The 19,904-nt window shown below is 71.7% G+C and carries 17 protein-coding genes and 2 pseudogenes; 1 reads left to right on the top strand and 18 read right to left on the bottom strand.

The genetic code is table 11. From position 1 onward, the window contains the following. Positions 1-12 precede the first annotated feature (12 nt). The 13 genes from nuoL to EGX94_RS09305 are packed head-to-tail and all read right to left on the bottom strand — an operon-like array spanning position 13 to position 14,067. Positions 13-1,920 carry an NADH-quinone oxidoreductase subunit L gene (gene nuoL / locus EGX94_RS09365; protein WP_021797410.1) on the bottom strand — a complete coding sequence of 636 codons (1,908 nt, stop codon included), beginning with the start codon at positions 1,918-1,920 and terminating at the stop codon, positions 13-15. A 10-nt stretch (positions 1,921-1,930) separates the two neighbouring features. Further along, entirely contained in the window at positions 1,931-2,230 is a 300-nt protein-coding gene (nuoK, locus tag EGX94_RS09360; protein WP_028706233.1) for an NADH-quinone oxidoreductase subunit NuoK, read from the bottom strand. Beyond that, positions 2,230-3,156, bottom strand: a complete 927-nt coding sequence (locus EGX94_RS09355) for an NADH-quinone oxidoreductase subunit J (protein WP_051383786.1) — start codon at positions 3,154-3,156, stop codon at positions 2,230-2,232. Before EGX94_RS09355 ends, nuoK begins: the two co-directional genes overlap by 1 nt. Continuing rightward, positions 3,156-3,755 carry an NADH-quinone oxidoreductase subunit NuoI gene (nuoI, locus tag EGX94_RS09350; RefSeq protein ID WP_021797419.1) on the bottom strand — a complete coding sequence of 200 codons (600 nt, stop codon included), beginning with the start codon at positions 3,753-3,755 and terminating at the stop codon, positions 3,156-3,158. Before nuoI ends, EGX94_RS09355 begins: the two co-directional genes overlap by 1 nt. A 1-nt stretch (position 3,756) precedes the next feature. Next, complete coding sequence (nuoH, locus tag EGX94_RS09345) at positions 3,757-5,115, bottom strand: NADH-quinone oxidoreductase subunit NuoH (protein ID WP_021797416.1); 1,359 nt, start codon at positions 5,113-5,115, stop codon at positions 3,757-3,759. Then, positions 5,112-7,541, bottom strand: coding sequence for an NADH-quinone oxidoreductase subunit G (locus EGX94_RS09340; RefSeq protein WP_123826227.1), 2,430 nt, complete (start codon positions 7,539-7,541; stop codon positions 5,112-5,114). The genes nuoH and EGX94_RS09340 overlap by 4 nt, the downstream gene beginning before the upstream one ends. Further along, entirely contained in the window at positions 7,538-8,890 is a 1,353-nt protein-coding gene (gene nuoF / locus EGX94_RS09335) for an NADH-quinone oxidoreductase subunit NuoF (RefSeq protein WP_021797952.1), read from the bottom strand. The genes EGX94_RS09340 and nuoF overlap by 4 nt, the downstream gene beginning before the upstream one ends. Then, entirely contained in the window at positions 8,890-9,621 is a 732-nt protein-coding gene (gene nuoE, locus EGX94_RS09330; RefSeq protein ID WP_043122126.1) for an NADH-quinone oxidoreductase subunit NuoE, read from the bottom strand. The genes nuoF and nuoE overlap by 1 nt, the downstream gene beginning before the upstream one ends. A gap of 52 nt (positions 9,622-9,673) precedes the next feature. After that, a complete protein-coding gene (locus EGX94_RS09325) occupies positions 9,674-11,032 on the bottom strand; it encodes an NADH-quinone oxidoreductase subunit D (RefSeq protein WP_021797944.1) in 1,359 nt (452 codons plus the stop codon). After that, on the bottom strand, positions 11,029-11,781 hold the full coding sequence (locus EGX94_RS09320) for an NADH-quinone oxidoreductase subunit C (protein ID WP_021797953.1): 753 nt from the start codon (positions 11,779-11,781) through the stop codon (positions 11,029-11,031). Before EGX94_RS09320 ends, EGX94_RS09325 begins: the two co-directional genes overlap by 4 nt. Continuing rightward, complete coding sequence (locus tag EGX94_RS09315) at positions 11,778-12,335, bottom strand: NuoB/complex I 20 kDa subunit family protein (protein WP_021797951.1); 558 nt, start codon at positions 12,333-12,335, stop codon at positions 11,778-11,780. The genes EGX94_RS09320 and EGX94_RS09315 overlap by 4 nt, the downstream gene beginning before the upstream one ends. Positions 12,336-12,353: 18 nt before the next feature. Beyond that, on the bottom strand, positions 12,354-12,719 hold the full coding sequence (locus EGX94_RS09310) for an NADH-quinone oxidoreductase subunit A (protein ID WP_021797942.1): 366 nt from the start codon (positions 12,717-12,719) through the stop codon (positions 12,354-12,356). Positions 12,720-12,765: 46 nt separating this feature from the next. Beyond that, a complete protein-coding gene (locus EGX94_RS09305; RefSeq protein WP_226906021.1) occupies positions 12,766-14,067 on the bottom strand; it encodes a geranylgeranyl reductase family protein in 1,302 nt (433 codons plus the stop codon). Between the two features lie 267 nt (positions 14,068-14,334). On the opposite strand from EGX94_RS09305, the gene EGX94_RS09300 reads away from it, so the two are divergent. After that, positions 14,335-15,588: a chorismate-binding protein gene (locus tag EGX94_RS09300; RefSeq protein WP_021797948.1), complete on the top strand. Its 1,254-nt coding sequence runs from the start codon at positions 14,335-14,337 to the stop codon at positions 15,586-15,588. A 63-nt stretch (positions 15,589-15,651) separates the two neighbouring features. Here EGX94_RS09300 and EGX94_RS14400 read toward each other — a convergent pair whose 3' ends face one another. From EGX94_RS14400 to EGX94_RS09285, 5 genes and pseudogenes are all read right to left on the bottom strand, one after another. Continuing rightward, complete coding sequence (locus EGX94_RS14400) at positions 15,652-16,200, bottom strand: aldehyde dehydrogenase family protein (protein ID WP_404825152.1); 549 nt, start codon at positions 16,198-16,200, stop codon at positions 15,652-15,654. A 106-nt stretch (positions 16,201-16,306) separates the two neighbouring features. Further along, positions 16,307-16,659 (bottom strand): annotated as a pseudogene (locus tag EGX94_RS14395) (aldehyde dehydrogenase family protein); the annotation flags it as partial. A gap of 70 nt (positions 16,660-16,729) precedes the next feature. After that, positions 16,730-17,038, bottom strand: a pseudogene (locus EGX94_RS14390) (aldehyde dehydrogenase family protein); the annotation flags it as partial. 294 nt (positions 17,039-17,332) lie between these two features. After that, positions 17,333-19,165, bottom strand: coding sequence for a DUF6297 family protein (locus tag EGX94_RS09290; protein ID WP_021797946.1), 1,833 nt, complete (start codon positions 19,163-19,165; stop codon positions 17,333-17,335). Continuing rightward, positions 19,162-19,854 carry an ABC transporter ATP-binding protein gene (locus EGX94_RS09285; RefSeq protein ID WP_192962644.1) on the bottom strand — a complete coding sequence of 231 codons (693 nt, stop codon included), beginning with the start codon at positions 19,852-19,854 and terminating at the stop codon, positions 19,162-19,164. The genes EGX94_RS09290 and EGX94_RS09285 overlap by 4 nt, the downstream gene beginning before the upstream one ends. Positions 19,855-19,904: the final 50 nt, after the last annotated feature.

The raw sequence follows: 19,904 nt of genomic DNA, 5'->3' as shown, positions 1-19,904 counted from the left end.
TTCTCCTCCTCCTCAGGCCAGTCGGCCCAGGATCATCACGACGCCGATGATGACCGCGCCGAAGGTCATCAGGGCGCCGTAGCTGCGGACATATCCGTTCTCGAGCAGGCGCAGCACGCCGGACGCCCCCTTGGCGGCGGCGGCGCTGCCGGTGACGGCGCCGTCCACGACGTAGCGGTCGGTCAGCTCCAGACCGCCGCACAGCCGCTGGCCGGGGCGCATGAACACGGCCTCGTTGAACGAGTCGGCGTAGAGCTCGTTGCGCCCGGCGTTGACGAAGAAGTTCCGGCTCACGGGGGTCCGCTGGGCGATCGGGCGGCGGTAGAGCACGACGCCGAGCACGACGCCGCACACCACGACGGCCAGGGTGACCCACGCGATGGCGCCCGTCTCCACGACGTGGACCGGCTCGACCTCGGCGCCGACGGCGTCCGAGAGCCAGCCCTGGATCCAGCCGTTGAGGACCAGACCGCCGACGACCGATCCGATGGCCAGGACGACCAGCGGGAGGACCATGACCGGGCCCGGGCGGTGCGGGTGCACGCCCGGCAGGTGGCGGGACGGGCCGAAGAAGGTCATCATCATGAGGCGCGTCATGTAGAAGGCGGTGATCGCCGCACCGGCGACGGCGAGCCAGCCGAACAGCTGGCCCTTGCCGAAGGCCGCGTTGATGATGTGGTCCTTCGAGTAGTAGCCGGCGAAGAACGGGCAGCCGATGATCGCGAGGTAGCCCATCGCGAAGGTGCCGAAGACCCAGGGCATGCCCTTGGCGAGCGCGCCGAAGTGGCGCATGTCGGTGTCGTCGTCCATGCCGTGCATGACGGCGCCCGCCCCGAGGAACATGTTCGCCTTGAACATGCCGTGCGTGAGCAGGTGGAAGATCGCGAAGGCCACACCCGCCGGGCCGAGACCCGCGGCGAGCATCATGTAGCCGATCTGGCTCATCGTCGAGCCGGCCAGCACCTTCTTGATGTCGTCCTTGGCGCAGCCGATCCAGGCGCCGGCGAAGATCGAGCACAGGCCGACGATGGCGACGGCCAGGGCGGCCTCGTCGCTCAGCGTGAAGATCGCCTGCGAGCGGACGACGAGGTAGACGCCGGCGGTGACCATCGTCGCCGCGTGGATGAGCGCCGACACCGGCGTGGGGCCCTCCATGGCGTCGAGCAGCCACACCTGCAGCGGCACCTGGGCGGACTTGCCGCAGGCGGCCAGCAGGAGGAGCAGGCCCAGCGCCGTGGCCCAGCCGTGCGACAGCCCCGGCGCCCCGGCGTTGACGTCGGCGAAGGAGACCGAGCCGAACAGGGCGAACATCGCGAAGCTGGCGCACAGCAGTCCGAGGTCGCCGACCTTGTTGGTGAGGAAGGCCTTCTTGGCCGCCAGCGCCGCGGAGTTGCGGTCCTGCCAGAAGCCGATGAGCAGGTAGGAGGCCAGCCCGACGCCCTCCCAGCCGATGAACAGCATGATGTAGTTGTCGGCCAGCACGAGCGTCAGCATGGCGCCCAGGAAGAAGTTGAGGAAGGCGAAGAAGCGGCGGCGCTTCGGGTCGTCGGCCATGTAGCCGATCGAGTAGATGAAGATGAGCGAGCCGACGCCGGTGACGAGCAGGGCGAAGAGGATCGACAGCGGGTCGACGAGCAGCGAGATCCGGACCGAGCGGCCGCCCGCCTCGATCCACGTGTAGAGGGGCACCGAGACCGCGCGGTCGGCGGCGGGGGCCCCGAGCATCTGGACGAACTCGACCAGCGCGATGACGAAGGCGGCGATCGGGGACACGGTGCCGAGCAGATGACCCCATGAGTCTCCGACGCGCCCGACGACGAGCAGGATGCCCGACACGGCGAGCGGGATCGCGATGAGCAGCCAGGCGGCGCCGAACGCGCCGGTGGCCGCCACCGGAGTGAGTGTTTCGAGAAGAGTCACCGCAGCCCCCTCAGTGCTTCAGCAGGTTCTCGTCGTCGACCGAGGCCGACCGGCGGGTACGGAAGATGGTGATGATGATGGCCAGTCCGACAACGACCTCCGCGGCCGCGACGACCATGACGAAGAAGGCCGCGATCTGCCCGTCCAGGCCGCCGTGGACGCTCGAGAAGGTCACCATCGCCAGGTTGGCGGCGTTGAGCATGAGCTCCACCGACATGAAGGCGATGAGCGCGTTGCGGCGGATCATGAAGCCGAGCAGCCCGATGCAGAACAGGATGGCCGCCAGGATGATGTAGGCGTTCGGATTCATCACTCGTCCTCCTCGCGACGATGCGCCCCGGTGGACGCCGGCTCGGCGTCGGGCCCGGCAGCCGGCTCGGCGCCGGTCAGCTCGGAGGCGGGCCCCGGGCTCGGCAGCTCGTGCTCTCCCGGCAGCAGGCCGTGCTGGTCGTCCCGCACGGCGCGGACGGCACGGTCGGCGGCGATGTTCGGTGCGACGAGACGGCCCCTGTCGACGACCACGACGCCGCGGGCGGCGAGCGTCGGGACCACCGATCCCTCGGCCGTCGAGCCGTCGGGCAGCAGGGCCGGGTGGTCGGCCGAGTTGTGGCGGGCGTAGACGCCGGGGCTGGGCAGCGGGGCCGGGTCGACGCCGTGCTCCGCGTACTCGCGGACCCGACGGGCGGCGCGCGCCTGCTGACGCTCCTTGCGGTGGAGTCGCTCGCCGTGGGCCAGCACCATGGCGGCCAGGGCCGCCGTGATGAGCAGGGCCGCGGTGGCCTCGAACGCGAAGACATAGCGTCCGAAGACGAGGTAGGCCAGCGAGCGGACGTTGCCCTGGTCGCCGACCGCCGCGCCGAGGCCCTTCGAGTCGGTGAGGACGCCGTGGCCGACGGCCAGCAGGAGCAGCACGAGCAGCCCGAGGGCGCCGATGACGGCCGCGACGCGCTGGCCCCTGATCGTCTCGACCATCGCGTCGACCGAGTCGACGCCGATGATCATCATCGTGAAGACGAAGAGCATCATGACGGCGCCCGTGTAGACGATGATCTGGGCGACGAACAGGAAGGGCGCGTCGAGGCTGGCGTACAGGCAGGCCAGGCAGATCATGACGGCCGCCAGGCACAGCGCCGAGTGCACCGGCTTGCGGCTGAGGACGAGCCCCAGCGCCGCCACCGCGGCCAGCACCGCGAACACCCAGAAGGCGACTGCCTGGGCCGTGAGCAGGGGGATCATCATGCGGCTCCCGTCTCGTGCGGAACTGGGTTCGTGCCGGCGGCCCGGGCGGGCGCGCGCACGCCGACCGCGTCGGCCGCGCCCCGCTCGTCGAGCTGGCCGGTGGGCGGCAGGCCGAGGAAGTAGTCCTTCTCGTCGTCGCCCAGACGACGGGCGTGCGGCGGGGCCTCCATGCCGGGCAGCAGCGGCGCCAGGAGGCGCTGCTTGTCGTAGATGAGGCTCTCGCGGCTGCGGTCGGCCAGCTTGAAGTCGTTGGTCATCGTCAGCGCGCGCGTCGGGCAGGCCTCGATGCACATGCCGCACAGGATGCAGCGCAGATAGTTGATCTGGTACACCTTGCCGTAGCGCTCGCCGGGGCTGAAGCGCTGCTCGTCGGTGTTCTCGCCGGCCTCCACGTAGATGGCGTCGGCCGGGCAGGCCCACGCGCACAGCTCGCAGCCGACGCACTTCTCGAGCCCGTCGGGCCAGCGATTCAGCTGGTGACGGCCGTGGAAGCGCGGCGCGACGACGCGCTCGGCGCCCTTCTGCGGGTACTTCTGCGTGAAGGACTTGCGGAACATCGTTCGGAAGGTGATTCCGAAGCCGGACCAGGCTCCCATGTCAGTGCTCCTCCCCCGTCGTCGACGGCCCGTCCGGGGCGGCCCCGGACGGTCCCCCCGGTTCTCCGGGCGGTCCGGACTCGGCGACGATGCCGGCGAACTGGCGGGCCTGACGGCCCGGCATCGGCGGCACCGGGTAGCCGCCGGCGAAGGCGTCGAACTCGGCCTCCGGGGCCTCCTCCTCGGCCTCGGGCGGCCGGGACGGCCACAGCGCCCAGACCAGGAGGGCGACGATGAGCACCCCGACGAGGACGGCGACCACCGGCGAGGCGAACCAGCCGTTGACCATGCCGCCGCGCAGGACCGAGAAGACCAGGATCCACACGAGCGAGATCGGGATGAGCCACTTCCAGCCCAGGTTCATGAACTGGTCGTAGCGGAAGCGCGGGAGCGCCGCCCGGACCCACACGAAGAAGAAGACGACCAGCTGGGCCTTGAGGAAGAACCACAGCATTCCCCACCAGCCGTGGTTGACCGCGTCAACCATGCTGAGCGGCCAGGGCGCGCCGTAGCCGCCGAGGAAGAGCGTCGTGCACACACCGGAGACGGTGGCGACGTTGATGTACTCGGCGAGGAAGAACATGGCGTAGCGGAAGCCCGAGTAGTCGGTGATGTGGCCCGAGACGATCTCGGACTCGCACTCGGCCAGGTCGAAGGGCAGGCGGTTCGTCTCGCCGAAGATCGACACGATGTAGATGCAGAAGCTCGGCAGCAGCGGCAGCCAGTAGTGCGCCGGGAAGAAGGTCTCCAGCCCGAAGAGGCTCAGGTGCTGCATCTGGGCCTCGACGATCTGGCTGGTGCTCATCGAGCCGGCGAACATGAAGACCGTCACGAGCGACAGGCCCATGCACACCTCGTAGCTGATGAGCTGCGCCGTGGCGCGCATCGAGCCGAGGAAGGAGTAGGTGCCGTTGGAGGCCCAGCCCGCCAGGACGACGCCGTAGATGCCGACCGAGGCGATGGCCAGGACGAGCAGCACCGAGACCGGCAGGTCGGAGACCTGCAGCCTGGTGACGTGCCCGAACATCGACACCTCGCCACCGAGCGGGATGACCGCCCAGGAGCTGAAGGCCGCGATGGCGATGAGCATCGGGGCCAGCGAGAAGACGACCCGGTCCGTGCGGGCCGGACGGAAGTCCTCCTTGAGGAGCAGCTTCACACCGTCGCCCAGGGCCTGCGGCAGGCCGAGCGGGCCGTTCATGATCGGGCCCTTGCGGTTCTGCATGCGGCCGAGGACCCGGCGCTCGAACCACACGTTGAAGATGGTCCACACCAGCAGGACGACGAAGACGCCGACGACCTTGATGAGGACCAACCACCAGGGATCTGGGCCGAAGACGGCGCTCTCGAGCGGGTTCATGCTGCACCTCCCTGATCGACGGTCTGCGGGGGCGGGGCGACGCGCGCCGCCTCGACCCTGACGCGGGAACCGGGCCGGACGCCGAGCACGGCGGCCAGCGGCCCCGCGGAGTTGAGGGGGGCCCAGACGACGCCGGGCACCATGTCGGCCTCGACGCGGACCGGCAGGCTCAGCGAGCCGGCCGGGCCGTGCAGGCTCGCCCGCGCCCCCGGCGCCAGGCCCAGGGCCTCGGCGTCGGCCGGGGCCAGGGCGATCGTCGGCGGCGCGGCGGCGGCCCGGGCGAAGTCGGCGCCGTCGAGGGCGGCCGAGTCGTCCATGAGCAGCCGCCAACCGGCCAGGAGCATGCCCTCGCCCTCGGGCGCGGGCCCGGCCGAACGGGGCTCGAATCCGGCGCGGGCGCCGGACCAGGGCCCCAGCTCGGCGAGGTCCTCGCCGGCCCGGGCCGGGCCGCGCACGCCGAGGTCGGAGCCGAGGGCGTCGGCCAGGGCGGCCAGCACGCGCACGTCGGTCATCGGGGCCCGGTTCGCGGCGTTGATGAGCGCGACCGGGCGCGGGCGGTGCTCCCAGTCGAGAAGGGTGCCGGCCTGCTCCTCGAGCAGGGCGACCGGGAGGACGACGTCCGCGTGCTCGGTGACGTCGCTGGGGCGCTGCTCGAGGCTCAGCACGAAGTCCGCCGCATCGAGGGCCCGGGCGAAGGCCGCCGGGTCGGCCGTGTCGGCGGCCTGGATGCCGCCGGTGACGAGGGCCTTCAGCTGCCCGTCGAGGGCCGCCCCGATGATGCGCGTCACGTCCCGGCCGCCCCCGGCCGGCAGCGACGGGACGCCCCAGGCGGCGGCGACGTCGACGCGGGCGCTCGGATCGGCGCTCGTCCGCCCGCCGGGCAACAGCCCGGGCAGGGCGCCGGCCTCGAGGGCGGCGAGCTCGCCGGCGCGCCGCGGGATCCACGCGAAGCGGGCGCCGTGGGCCCGCGCCTGGGCGACGACCTCGCTCAACGCGCCGGGGCTCGTCGCCGCGCGCTCGCCGACGAGGATGATCGTCCGCTCGTCGATGCCGCCCTCCCGGGCCAGCTCGGCGAGCCGGGCGGCCTCCTGGCCGGGGGCGGTGGCCCACAGGCGGGCGCCCGTCCTGCGGGAGCCGCGGCTGCTGAACGGGGCCAGCGCGACGACCTCGAGACCGCGCTTGCGCCAGGCCTTGCGCAGGCGCAGGAAGACGATCGGGCACTCGTCCTCGGGCTCGAGGGCCACGAGGACGACGCGTCCGGCGCTCTCCAGGTCGGCGTAGTGGACCGACTCGTCGAACGAGCGGCCCGCGACATGGGCCATGAGGAAGGAGGTCTCCTCGTCGCTGACCGGGCGGGCCCGGAAGTCGATGTCGTCGGTGTCGAGCACGGCGCGGGCGAAGCGGGACCAGCCGTAGGCGTTCTCGAGCGTCAGCCGCCCGCCGGGCAGCACCCCGACCGCCCCGGCGGCCCTCAGCCCGGCGGCCGCGGCGTCGATGGCCTCGTGCCAGCCGGCGGGCACCAGCTCGCCGTCGCGGCGCACGAGCGGGCTCGTGAGCCGGCGCCCGTCCTGGGCCGAGCGGTAGCCGAAGCGGCCCTTGTCGCAGTTCCACTCCTCGTTCACGGCCGGGTCGTCACCGGCCAGCCGGCGGCGCACCGAGTAGTGCCGGTGGTCGACCCGCAGCTCGCAGCCGGCCGCGCAGTTCTCGCAGCTGGTCGTCGTGCTGACCAGGTCGAACGGGCGGGACTGGAAGCGGTAGTCGGCGCTGGTCAGGGCGCCGACCGGGCAGATCTGGACGATGTTGCCGGCGAAGTACGAGAAGTACGGCTGCTCCTCGTAGCCGCTGATCTGGCTCATCGCGCCGCGCTCGGCGAGACTGATGAAGTCGTCACCGCTGATCTGGTTGCTGAAGCGGGTGCAGCGCTGGCACAGCACGCAGCGGTCCCGGTCGAGGAGGATCTCGGCGCTGATGCGGATGGGCTTGGCGTAGGTGCGCTTGGCCCCCTCGTAGCGGGACTCGCCCGGGCCGTGGCTCATCGTCTGGTTCTGCAGCGGGCACTCGCCGCCCTTGTCGCAGATCGGGCAGTCGAGCGGGTGGTTGATGAGGAGGAACTCGAGCATCCCCCGCTGGTGCTTGGCCACCGTCTCGTTGGACTCACCGGTCTCGACCCGCATGCCGGGCATCGCGGCGAGCGCGCAGGCCGGCTGGGGCTTCATCGGACGGCCGTTGCCGGCGTCGGGCACCTCGACCAGGCAGGCGCGGCAGGCCGCGACCGGGTCGAGCAGCGGGTGGTCGCAGAACCGCGGGATCTCGAGGCCGATCATCTCGGCGGCCCGGATGACGAGCGTGCCCTTGGGCACCTCGACCTCGGTGCCGTCGATGGTGAAGGTGACCGTGTCCGGCTTCGCGGCGACGTCGGCGCTCATGCCGCACCCCCTTCGTTCGTGGACTGGACGGTGAGGCGTTCGCGGGGCGGCGCGAAGAGCGCGCTGGCCTCGTACGGGAGGAGCTCCCAGGCGGGCGTGCCCCGGCAGCCGGCCTCGAACTCGCTGCGGAAGTTCCTGACGGCGCTCCTGATGCAGGCGACGAAGCCGTCGGCGAGGGTGCAGAAGCTCTTCATCGACACGTTGTCGCAGATGTCGAGCAGCTTGTCGACGTCGCCCGGGGCGCCCCGACCGGCCTCGATGTTGCGCAGCGTCTGGACGAGCCACCAACTGCCCTCGCGGCACGGGGTGCACTTGCCGCAGCTCTCGTGCTTGTAGAACTCGGTCCAGCGCAGCGTCGTGCGGACCACCGAGACGGTGTCGTCGAAGCACTGGAGGGCCTTCGTGCCGAGGATCGAGCCGGCCGCGGAGACCGCCTCGTAGTCGAGCGGCACGTCGAGCTGCTCCGTCGTGAAGATCGGGGTGGACGAGCCGCCCGGCGTGAAGAACTTCAGCTCGTGGCCCTCGCGGACGCCGCCCGCCATCTCGAGGAGCTCGCGCATCGTGATGCCGAGCGGGGCCTCGAACTGGCCGGGGCGCTTCACGTGCCCGCTCACCGAGTAGATCGTCGCGCCCCTGGAGCGCTCGGTGCCCATCTGCCGGTACCAGGCGGCACCGTGGACGACGATCGCGGGCACCGAGGCGATGGACTCGGCGTTGTTGACCACCGTCGGGCAGGCGTACAGGCCCTCGACGGCCGGGAACGGCGGGCGCAGCCGGGGCTGGCCGCGCCGGCCCGACAGCGAGTCGAGCAGGGCCGTCTCCTCGCCGCAGATGTAGGCGCCCGCGCCGGCGTGGACGACGACGTCGAGATCGTATCCGGTGCCGAACAGGTTCGCGCCGAGGTAGCCGGCCGCGTAGGCGTCGGCGACGGCCTTGCGCAGGCGGCGGATCACGTGGAGCACCTCGCCGCGCACGTAGACGAAGGCGTGGTGGGCGTTGACCGCGTAGCAGGCGATGATGATGCCCTCGAGGAGCGTGTGCGGGGTGGCCATGAGCATCGGCACGTCCTTGCACGTGCCGGGCTCGGACTCGTCGCAGTTGACCACGAGGTACTTCGGGTTCGGGTTGTCCTGGGGGATGAAGGACCACTTCATGCCCGTCGGGAAGCCCGCGCCGCCGCGGCCGCGCAGGCCGGCGTCCTTGACGAGGGCGATGACCTCCGCCGAGCTCATCGTCGTGAGCGCGGTGCGGGCGGCGCCGTAGCCGCCGTGGCCCACGTGGTTCTCGAGCCGCCAGGAGCCATCCTCGCCCCAGTGGGCCGAGAGGATGGGGGTCAGCTTGTCGGTCATCACGCCTCCCGGTCCTCGGACGACGGCTCGGCCGGGGCCGTCCAGCCGTGCTCCCGCGCGTACTCCACTCCGCGCAGGCTGGGTTCGCCCGCGCTGGGCCCCTCGTCGGCCCGGCCGTCGTCGAAGCCGGCGAGGACCCGCTCGGCCTGCCGCCAGCTCGTGATCGTCGCGCCGCGGCTGGAGCGGACCGTCCTGCCCTCCGCCAGGTCGTCCAGCAGACGGTCGGCCTTCTCGGGGGTCATGTTGTCCATGAACTCCCAGTTGACCATCATGACCGGCGCGAAGTCGCAGGCGGCGTTGCACTCGAGGCGCTCGAGGCTGAACCTGCCGTCCGGCGTCGTCTCGCCCTCGCCGATGCCGAGCCTGCGCTCGACGTGGTCGAGCAGGATGTCGCCGCCGAGCACCGCGCACAGGGAGGTGGTGCACACGCCGATGTGCTGCTCGCCGCCGGGGCGGCGCTTGTACATCGTGTAGAAGGTGGCCACGCCGTTGACCTGGGCGGTGCTGATGCCCAGGATCTGCGCGCAGGCCCGCACGCCGGCGTCGGAGACGCGCCCGTCGACCGACTGCACGAGGTGCAGCATCGGCATGAGCGCCGAGCGGGGGTCGGGATAGCGCCCGGCCAGTTCGCGCATCTCGGCGAGCGTCGTCTCGTCGATCTCCGTGGCCGTCCCCCCGGCGTCGATGCGCACGGAGTCGTCGAAGTGGGACACGAACTCGTGATCGCTCATGACACGTCGCTCCTTCTCGTCACCGGTTCGGCTGTCCTGGTCCGCTGGGCGCTCATCGGTCGACACCGCCCATCACGGGGTCGAGCGAGGCGATGCCCATGATCGAGTCCGAGAGCATGCCGCCCTCGGCCATGATCGGGATCGACTGCACATGGTTGAAGCCGGGGTCGCGCAGGTGCGCCCGGTACGGCCGGGTGCCGCCGTCGGAGACGAGGTGCCAGCCCAGCTCGCCGGCCGGCGCCTCGATCGGCACGTAGACCTCGCCGGCCGGCACGTGGAAGCCCTGCGAGACGACCTTGAAGTGGTGGATGAGCCCCTCCATGGACTCGCCCATGATGTGCCTCACGTGCTCGTTCGAGTTGCCCTGCCCGTCGGCCGCCACCGTCAGCTCGGACGGCCAGCGCAGCTCGGGGTCCTCGATGCGGTAGGGCTCGCCCTTGGTCGAGGCGAGCGCGTCGCGCACCTGCTCGAGGATGCGCACCGACTGGTCCATCTCGTCGAGGCGGATCACCCAGCGCCCGTAGGCGTCCATGCTCGAGGCCGTGCAGACGTCGAACTCGTAGTTCTCGTAGCCGCAGTACGGCTCGGTCCTGCGCAGGTCCCAGGGGTAGCCGGTCGAGCGCAGCACCGGGCCCGAAGCGTTGAGCATCATGCACTGGCTCAGGTCCATGCGCGCGACGTTCTGCAGGCGGTTCTTGAAGATCGGGTTCTGGAGGGTGAACTGGCCGATCTCGGGCAGGTTCCTCCTCAGCTGGCGCAGCAGCTCGTCGAGCAGGTCCAGGCCGTCGTCGGGCAGGTCGTTCTCGACGCCGCCGGGGCGGACGTACGCGTTGTTCATGCGCAGGCCGGTGACGGCCTCGGTGAAGTCCAGGACGCGCTCGCGCTCGCGCAGGCAGACCTCCTGGACGCTCGTGGCGCCCAGCTCGAGGCCGCCGGCGCCGACGCCGGTGAGGTGCGAGGCGATGCGATTGACCTCCATCATGAGGACCCGCAGCTGGCCGGCGCGCGGCGGCATGTCGTCGGTGACGCCCAGCAGCCGCTCGACGGCCAGCGAGTAGGCGGCCTCGTTGAAGATGCCCGCCACGTAGTTGCACCGGGTGGCGAAGGCCGAGCCCTGCGTCCAGGAGCGGTACTCCATGTTCTTCTCGATGCCGGTGTGCAGGAAGCCGATGCTCGGGCGCACGGACACGACCGTCTCGCCGTCCAGCTCCATCACCAGGCGCATGACGCCGTGGGTGCTGGGGTGCTGGGGACCCACGTTGATGACGATCGTCTCGTCGGTGCTCTCGCGCTGGGCCTCGACGATCTGGTCCCAGTCGGCGCCGTTGGCCAGGTAGGCCGCGTCGACGCACTCGTCGTCGGGGCCGGCGAAGAGGTCCTCGGCACCGGTGCGGTTCTCTGTCTGGCTCATTGGTTGTAGCTCCTGCGCTCGCTGGGGGGCGCCACGACGGCTCCCTTGAACTCGACCGGAATGCCCCCCAGGGGGTAGTCCTTGCGCTGGGGGTGGCCCACCCAGTCGTCGGGCATGAGGATGCGCGTGAGGCCCGGGTGGCCGTCGAAGACGATGCCGAACATGTCCCAGGTCTCGCGCTCGTGGTAGTTGGCGTGCGGGTAGACCGGCACGACCGAGGGCGCGTGCGGGTCCGCGTCGGGCAGCTCCACCTCGAGGCGGATGCGGCGGTTGTAGGTGTACGAGAGCAGGTGGTAGACGACGTGCAGCTCGCGTCCGGCCTGCTCCGGGTAGTGCACGCCGGAGACCGCCGGGCAGACCTCGAAGCGCAGCTCCTCGTCGTCGCGCAGCGCCCGGCACAGCTCGACGAGCCGCTCGGGCAGGACGAAGAAGGTGATCTCCCCGCGGTGCACCATGACGTGGGTGGCGAAGCCCGGGACGAGCTCGGCCATGCGGTCGGCGAGCTGGTCGAACCAGCCGCCGAAGGGCGGGGCCGTGATGCCGGCCAGGGCGGTGGTGCGCTCCATCCCGTTGAAGCCGGAAGTGTCGCCCGGGCCGGAGCCCGAGCCCCACATGCCCTTCCGCCGGGCGACGACCTGGTCGTCGACGGCCGGGGCGGCCCCGGGGGCGAACAGCTGCGCCAGATGCGGGAACTCGGCGAGCCCGGAGTCGGTTCCGGGGCGTGCCGGAGTGGCGTCGTTCTCGCTCATCGCATGAGCCCCTTCTGCTCGATGGTGGCCGGCGCCTCGAGCGCGGCCCTCTCCTTCTCGGCGACCTCGGCGACGCGGTCGGCGCCGATCCGGGCGTGCATGACCTCGCGGGCGCGCAGCTTGAAGACCGCGTCGATGAGCATGTCGGGACGCGGCGGGCAGCCGGGGATGTACATGTCGACGGGGACGATGTGGTCGGCGCCCTGCACGACCGCGTAGTTGTTGAAGATGCCGCCGCTGGAGGCGCAGGCCCCCATGGCGATGCACCACTTCGGATTCGGCATCTGGTCCCACAGCTGCCGGACGACCGGGGCCATCTTCTGGCTCACCCGGCCCGAGACGATCATGAGATCGGCCTGGCGCGGGCTGGCGCGGAAGACCTCCTGGCCCCACCGGCCGGCGTCGGCGCGCGGGCCGCCGTAGCTGATCATCTCGATGGCGCAGCAGGCCAGGCCCATCGTCAGCGGCCAGAAGGAGGTCTTGCGCGTCCAGCCGGCGATGGCCTCGAGCGTGGTGAGGAAGATGCCCGAGGGGATCTTCTCCTCGATACCCATGTGTGATCACCTGGCCTTTCAGTCCCAGTCGAGCCCGCCGCGGCGCAGCACGTAGGCGTAGGCGACGAAGACGACGACGATGAACAGGAGCATCTCGACGACACCGAACGCCCCGAGACGGTCGAAGGCGACCGCCCACGGGTAGAGGAAGACGATCTCGATGTCGAAGACGATGAAGAGCATCGCGGTGACGTAGTACTTGACCGCGAAGCGCCCGCCGCCGGTGACGGTCTGCGGGGTGGGCTGGATGCCGCACTCGAAGGAGTCGTACTTGGTGCGGTTGTAGCGGTGCGGGCCGATGAGGGGGGACAGCCAGATCGCCGCCACCCACACGAAGACGGCGGCCAGTACGACCAGCCCGAGGATCGGGATGTATGCGCTCATGTCCGTTCCTTCCTGCTCTCCGTTTCGACTGCCCTGGTCCGCCGCACTACGCGGAGGGGGCGATCCTGGTCAGCGTGTTGATGATGCGGTCGAAGGCGTCGCCGTCGTTCTCGTCCGTGAGATTGGCGAGCAGCTTGTTCACGAAGCGCATCAGCGTCGGCCGCGGGAGGCCGTAGGTGGTGCACAGGTGCATGATCCGGGGGTTCCCGATGAGACGGGAGAAGATCATGCCCAAGCGATGATAGCCGCCGAAGTCCCGCCGCACGTGGTTCTCGTAGCCGAGCAGCGCCCGTTCGGCCGCCGCGGCGCCGACGCCGCGGGAGTGGGCCTCGGCGATCGCGTCGGCGGCCAGCTCGGCGGCCTCGAGCGAGTAGTCGATGCCCTCGCCGTTGAAGGGGCTGACCATGCCGCCGGCGTCGCCGACGAGCAGCAGGCCGTTGGCGTAGAGGGGCTTGCGGTTGAGCGCCATCGGCAGGGCCGCGCCGCGGATCCGGTCGATCATGTGAGCGTCGTCGAAGCACCACTGCGGCGGGGTCGTGGCCAGCCAGGCGCGCATCAGCCTGCGGTAGTCGGTGCGGCCGAAGGCCGGGGACGAGTTGAGCATGCCCAGGCCGACGTTGCAGCGGCCGTCGCCCATCGGGAAGACCCAGGCGTAGCCGGGCAGCTGGGTCGAGGCGCCGCGCTCGCCGTCCCACAGCTCGAGCCAGCTCTCCATCCACGGATCGTCGTGACGAGGGCTCTCGAAGTAGGCGCGCACGGCCACGCCCATGGGCCGCCGCTCGTCGCGCCGGCGCCCCATCGCCACGCCGAGGCGGCTGGAGTTGCCGTCGGCCGCGACGACGACCGGCGCGCGGACGGTGCGCCCGTCGCGGGTGCGCACACCGGTGATGCGATCGCCCACCAGGACGGGCTCGGTGACGTTGGCTCCGCAGATCAGGTGCGCCCCCAGCTGCACGGCCCGGCCGGCGAGCAGGTCGTCGAGGCGGCGGCGCGGGCAGGTGGTGCCGTAGTCGGGGAAGTCGGACAGCTGCGGCCAGGGCAGCTCGAAGGGCGCCGTGCGGCCCCCGTAGACGCGCAGCCCCCTCGTGTGCAGGAATCCGGCCGACTCGGAGGTGTCGATGCCCAGACGCGTGAGCATGCGCACGGCGCGCGGGGTGAGTCCGTCGCCGCAGACCTTGTCGCGGGGGAACTCGGCCTTCTCGAGGAGGAGGACGTCGAGGCCGCGCTGGGCGCAGAGGGCGGCGGTCGCGGAGCCCCCGGGGCCGGCGCCGACGACGATGACGTCGGCCTCGTTCCGGTCGACCGGCGGAGCCGACGAGAGCAGCTCGGACGCGAGGGCATTGGTCACGCCCGGCACCTCCCTGCTCGTCATCGCCTCACCCGATTCCAAATCCTCGTCCGGTGCTCCGCCGGGCCCCGCTCCACAGCCGATCCGGAGCGGGGCCGGGCCGTCCGGAGCCCGGGAACCGGGGCTGCGGAGCCGTCCCGACTCTGCCGACGGCCCTGTCGGAACCCCATGTGCCCACAAGACTAGGCGCATGCTCCGGCCACGTCATCGGCGGGGTCACGAAGCGGACCGGAACCGACCCGAATCGCTTTCGGCTACTCTGCACGGGTGATCATCAATCCCGGCTCCACGCGGATGAGGGCCAGCACGGCCGCCATCGCGGACCCCGGCCGACTGACCGATTTCCTGGACGACTCCGGGGCCGCCTTCCTCAAGGGCCGCGACGGCTTCATCGCGCTCGGCGAGATGGCCCGCCTCGACGACGTGACGATGGCGACGGCCGACCAGTGGTGGCGGGAGTTCTCGGCCCGGATCGAGAACGAGACCGAGATGCCCGAGGCCTTCGGCACCGGCCCCATCGCCTACGGCTCCTTCGTCTACGACCCGGCGCGCTCCGGCCAGTGCTCCTGCCTCGTCGTCCCCGAGGTCGTCGTCGGGCGCCGGGAGGGCCGCTGCTGGGTCACCCGGCTCGGCTACGACAGCGTCGACCCCGTCCTGCCCGAGCGCCGGACCGCTCCCCCTCCCCCGCTGGGGCTCTCGTTCGGGCCGGGCGAGGAAACCGGGCACGAGGAGACGAGCCAGGAGTGGATCGACCGCTTCAACCGCATCAGAGGGCTCATCGACGAGGGACGCGCCGACCGCATCGTCCTGCTGCGCCAGCTCACCGCCCGCGCCGAGGGCCGGCTCGACCCGCGTTGGGTGCTGCGCCAGTGGCGAATGAACTACGGCGGCTCGTGGACCTACCTGGTGGGCGGCCTCGTCGGCGCGACCCCCGAGGTCATGGTGCGCCGCAGCGGCGGTCTGAACGTCTCGCGGATCCTCGCCGGCTCGGTGCAGCCCCTCGGCGGCCCGGACGAGGCCGCCCGGATCGCCCGGCTGCTGTCCGACGGCGACCGCCTGCGCCAGCACCGCCGCGCCGTCGACGCGGCCGCCGAGGGGCTGCGCCCCTTCATGCGGGGCATGCACGTGCCCGAGCAGCCGTTCGCCCTCGCGCTGCCCGACGGGCTCAACCTCGCCACCGACATCTGCGGGGCGGCCTCGCCGGGGCACTCCGCCCTGGCGCTCGCCGCCGCCCTGCACCCGCTGGCCTCGGTCACCGGCTCGCCCGTCGAGGCGGCCCGCGAGATCATCCGCACGGAGGGCACGACGGACCGCGGGCGCTTCGGCGCCCCGGTCGGCTGGATCGACGCCCAGGGCGACGGCGAGTGGTTCGCCGCGCTGCGCCCCTGCCAGATCGAGGACGACGGCGTCGTCCGCCTCTACGCCTCGGCGACCGCCTCGGCGAGCACGAGCGCTCATGACAAGCTCGTCTCCACGCAGGTCAAGCTCGACCAGATGCGCGGGCTGCTCACCGGGCGCTGAGCCGCAGGGCGGTGGGCCGTCGAGGGCCCGGACCGGACGCCCGGGGCCCTCGACGGGAGCGACTCAGTCGCCGTACGGCAGACCGACGGGGCCGGAGCCGAGGCTGACGAGGATGTTCTTCGTCTGCTGGTAGGCGTCGAGGATCATCGTGCGGGTCTCGCGCCCGATGCCGCTGTCCTTGCAGCCGCCGAATGGGGCGCCCGCGGGGAAGGCGTTGCACTGGTTGACCCAGCGGCTGGTACGCGCGCGGGTGGCCACGCGCAGGGCGCGGTTGAGGTCCGAGCTGAACACGCCTCCGCCCAGGCCGTGGTCGGAGTCGTCGGCCATGGCGATGACCTCGTCCTCGTCCTCGAAGGGGGTGATGACGCCGGCCGGCCCGAAGATCTCCTCGCGGGCGACGCGCATGTCGTTGCGGCCGAGCACCAGGGTCGACTTCATGAAGGCGCCCCTGGCGAGCGGACCGCTCCCGTACCGGGAACCACCGGTGACGATCTCGGCGCCCTCCGAGCGACCGGTCTCGACGTAGACGAGGATCTTCGCCAGCCGCTTCTCGTTGATCCGGGCTCTCATCTGGATCTGGGTGGCCGGGTCGAGCAGGTCGCCGACCCGCACGGCCGAGAACGCGGCTCCCAGGACCTCCACGAAGCGGTCCGGACCGCTGGGCCCGGACGAGGATCCGCGACCCGGCCGAGCAGACCTGGCCCTGGTTGAACAGGATGCCCATCTGGACGCCGTCGACCGCCCGGTCCGGGTCGTCGTCGAAGAAGATGTTGGCGCTCTTGCCCCCGGCTCCAGGGTGACCGGGATGATCCTCTGCGCCGCGGCCAGACCGATGCCGCGGCCGACCTCGGTGGGCCCGGTGAAGGCGAGCTCGTCGACGTCGACGGTCTTGAGGTACTCGCCGGAACGGTCGCCCGAACCGTTGATGACGTCGAGCACGCCGGCGGGCAGGAGGCCCGCCTCGTCGATGAGCCGGGTCAGCTCGAGCACCGACAGCGAGGCGGCGCTGGAGGGCTTGAAGACGACGGTGCTGCCGGCGACCAGCGCCGGGGCGAGCTTCCAGGCCGCCATGAGGAAGGGGGTTCCACGGCACGATCCGGCCGACGAGGCCCAGCGGCTCGCACAGGATGATGTCCAACGCGCCGGTGTCGAGCATGGTCGCCGAGCCCTCGTCGGCGCGCATGCAGCCGGCGAAGCAACGGAAGTGGTCGACACTCAACGGCAGATCGGCGCCGCTCGTCTCGCGGATCGGCTCGCCGTTGTCGAGCGGCTCGACGCGGGCCGGGTGGTCGAGGTTCGCCTCGATGAGATCGGCGATGGCCAGCAGTGTCCCTGAGCGCTCGGCGACGGAACTGCGCGACCAGGCCCCGAAGGCCGTGCGGGCGGCGGAGACCGCCGCGTCCACGTCCTGCCGCGTCGCGTCGGCGATGATGGCCAGGCGCTCCGTCATGGCGGGATCGTGGGACTCGAGCGTCGCCCAGTCCGAGGCGGGACGCCACTGCCCGTCGATGTACGACCCGTAGCCGTCCCGGATGCCGTAACCGTCCCGGATGCTGATCCTGTCGTTCATCCGGATCTTCTCCCCGGGATCGTCGGGCGGACCGTCATCGGTGACGAGCCGCCGTGCACACCCGTCCACCGGCCATGGCCCGTGCCGGGGCACCGGGTGCCGACACCCTCCAGGGCATGCGCGCGACCGATGCGCCCCGCCCCGTTCCCGTCAGCCCACGGGGACGATCCCGGATCACGTGCGCAGCGGCGGGCGCGAGCGCCCGGCCGAGCCCGACAGCGGCGGGCGGGTGCGGCCGGTCGGGGTCGAGCGCGAGACGACCCGCTTCGTACGCGGCGCCTGACCGCCGCGCGCCTGCCCGCGGGCCTGTTCGAGCTCGCGGCGGGACTCGGCCTGGGCCTCCATGAGCTCCTCCTGGTTGAGGGAGGCGCCCGAGCGCAGAATCACCCAGACGACGACGGCGATGACCGCCGAGACGATCGGCGACCAGTTCATGACGAGCGGGAAGGTGACGAGCACCACCATGTCGAGGCCGCGCACCATGTTGAACATGAGACTCGGCGGCACGGCTCCGGCGCCGGTGGCGACCATGGGGGCGCTGTAGTCGGCCGACTTCGCGCTGACCCAGCGCATGGCCCCCAGGACGGCACCCATGGCCGCGATGAGGCCGTACCACAGCGCCCGGTGCGGATCGGGCCGCGAGCCCCCCAGCCCCAGGACGAAGGCCGGCGTCACGGCGACGGCCCACACGAGGGCCAGCGCACCGGGGACCACGAGGACCGCGTCGCGCAGCTCCGAGTCGCTCATCGGGAACAGGCGGACCAGGCCCTTCGTCCGGCTGAGCACGCGCATCGAGTCGAAGAAGGGCACGATGACGATGAGCAGGACGAGGGAGGAGACGAACGGGGCGAGCGCGACGACGCCCAGCGAGCTGAGCGCGTACGGCACGACGGCGGCGATCGCCAGGCCGACGAGGGGGGCCGGGTTGCGGCGCAGCCGGTGGACGTCGCGCCAGACGAGGGCACGAGTCCCCTTCCCGCGGCCGCGAATGACCCGCACGTGGCCCCTCAGCCGGCAGCGGCGCTCGATGAGGATGTCGCGCATGAGCGCGAAGTCGAGGGCGAACGCGGCGCCCTGCATGCCCGAGACGAGCTCACCTCCGCTCACGAGCCGGCTCCGGCCGACGGCGCCCAGCCGGCGGCGCGCGAGCACCGAGGCCAGGACGCACAGCACGAGCCCGAAGGCTGCGATGAGGAGGGCGATGCGCCGCGACAGCACGGTGGCGACGTCGACGCGGAACCAGCCGGCGGCGGTGGCGATGACGAGGACGAGGACGGCCACGGCGAGCGCCCCGACGAGCATCTGGGCCAGCCGGACGGGACGGTCCCCCTCGGCGCCCTGCTGGGCGGCGGCGAAGGCCATCCACCCGGCGGTCGTCAGGCCGGTGGCAACGGTCCAGGCGAGGACCGAGGGGCCCGGCAGACCGGTGAGCGCCGCGACGAGCGCGCCGAGCGCCGCGCCGACGAGGCCGGCGCCGACGATCATGAGCCACAGGCGCCGGGCGAGGATCGCCGAGCGGCGCAGCGGCGCGTCGAGCAGCCAGAAACCCTCCGCCGCGGAGGCGATGACCGGCCCGAAGACGCGGCTGACGGCCAGGACGGCGACCCAGCAGGCCGCGACGACGAGCCACGGGATGAGTTCGCGCGCGGTGCCGCAGCCCTCCGAGGTGCAGCCGGCCGCCTGCTTCTGGGCGCTGCGGATCGCGCTGATGACCATCGCGGCGATGATGCCGATGCTGAAGACGGCGACGTAGCCGTCGGTGAACACCGACCAGATCGACCGCGTGGCCCGGCCCCTGCGCCAGTCCTTGAGCAGCAGCATGAGCTGGCGCTCGATGACCTGGCCCTGCTCGTGGTCGTCGACGTCCGCGAACGGGTAGTCGGGGTCGAAGGCGACCGCCGGCCCCCCGGACTCGAGGGCCTGCGCGGCGGCCTGCTGCGACTGCTCGGCCTGCGGCCCCCTGTCGGAGGACTGCCTGTTCCTGCGCCTGTTCCTCGACCTGCTCATACGAGCTGCTCCGGCTCGGCGAGGGACTGGCTCGCGGACCCGGCGGCGCCCACGCGCACGATGCGCGCGCCGACCGCCTCGACGAGCGAGGGCTCGTGGCTGGCCATGATGATGGCCAGGCCGTTGTCGTCCCTCTCGTGACGCAGGCGCTTGCCCAGCCAGTCGATGCCTTCGACGTCCAGGCGCTGCTCGGGCTCGTCGAGCACGAGGAGCCTCTTGGGGCGCACGAAGGCGGTGGCCAGGGCGAGGCGGCGGCGCTGACCGCTGGACAGGGTGCCTGGCAGCTGACCCGACTGCGGGACGAGCTGGACCTCCTCGAGGACGGCGTCGACGAGCTCGTCGGTGTCGTCCAGGCCGTGGGCGCGGGCGAGCAGGTCGAGGTGCTCCACGACGGACAGGTCGGGGAAGAAGTCGAGGTCGTCGATGACGGTGGCGACGTTGCGCCGGAACTGCGGATCGGTGTCCTTGGCCTTGACGCCGAGCACCTCGACCGCCCCCTCGGTGGGCCGGTCGGAGCCGACGATGCACCGCAGGATCGTCGACTTGCCCGAGCCGTTGCGGCCGGTCAGGGCGACGGCCTCGCCCTCGTGGACGTCGAGGCTGAAGCGGGAGACGATCGTGCGGTCCCCGTACTTCTTCGCGAGGTTGCTGATTCTCAGGACTGTGGAGCGCCGTGCCATGGGGTCCATTGTGCTGCACGCGCAAGCCCGCGCCGGCCCGTGACGGTGGTCACCGCCCG

Origin of the sequence: Propionibacterium acidifaciens (assembly GCF_003798325.1) — a bacterium.
In the GTDB taxonomy this organism is placed as follows: domain Bacteria; phylum Actinomycetota; class Actinomycetes; order Propionibacteriales; family Propionibacteriaceae; genus Propionibacterium; species Propionibacterium acidifaciens.
Note: the sequence above shows the minus strand (reverse complement) of the source record. Positions and strands in the feature narration are given on the sequence as shown.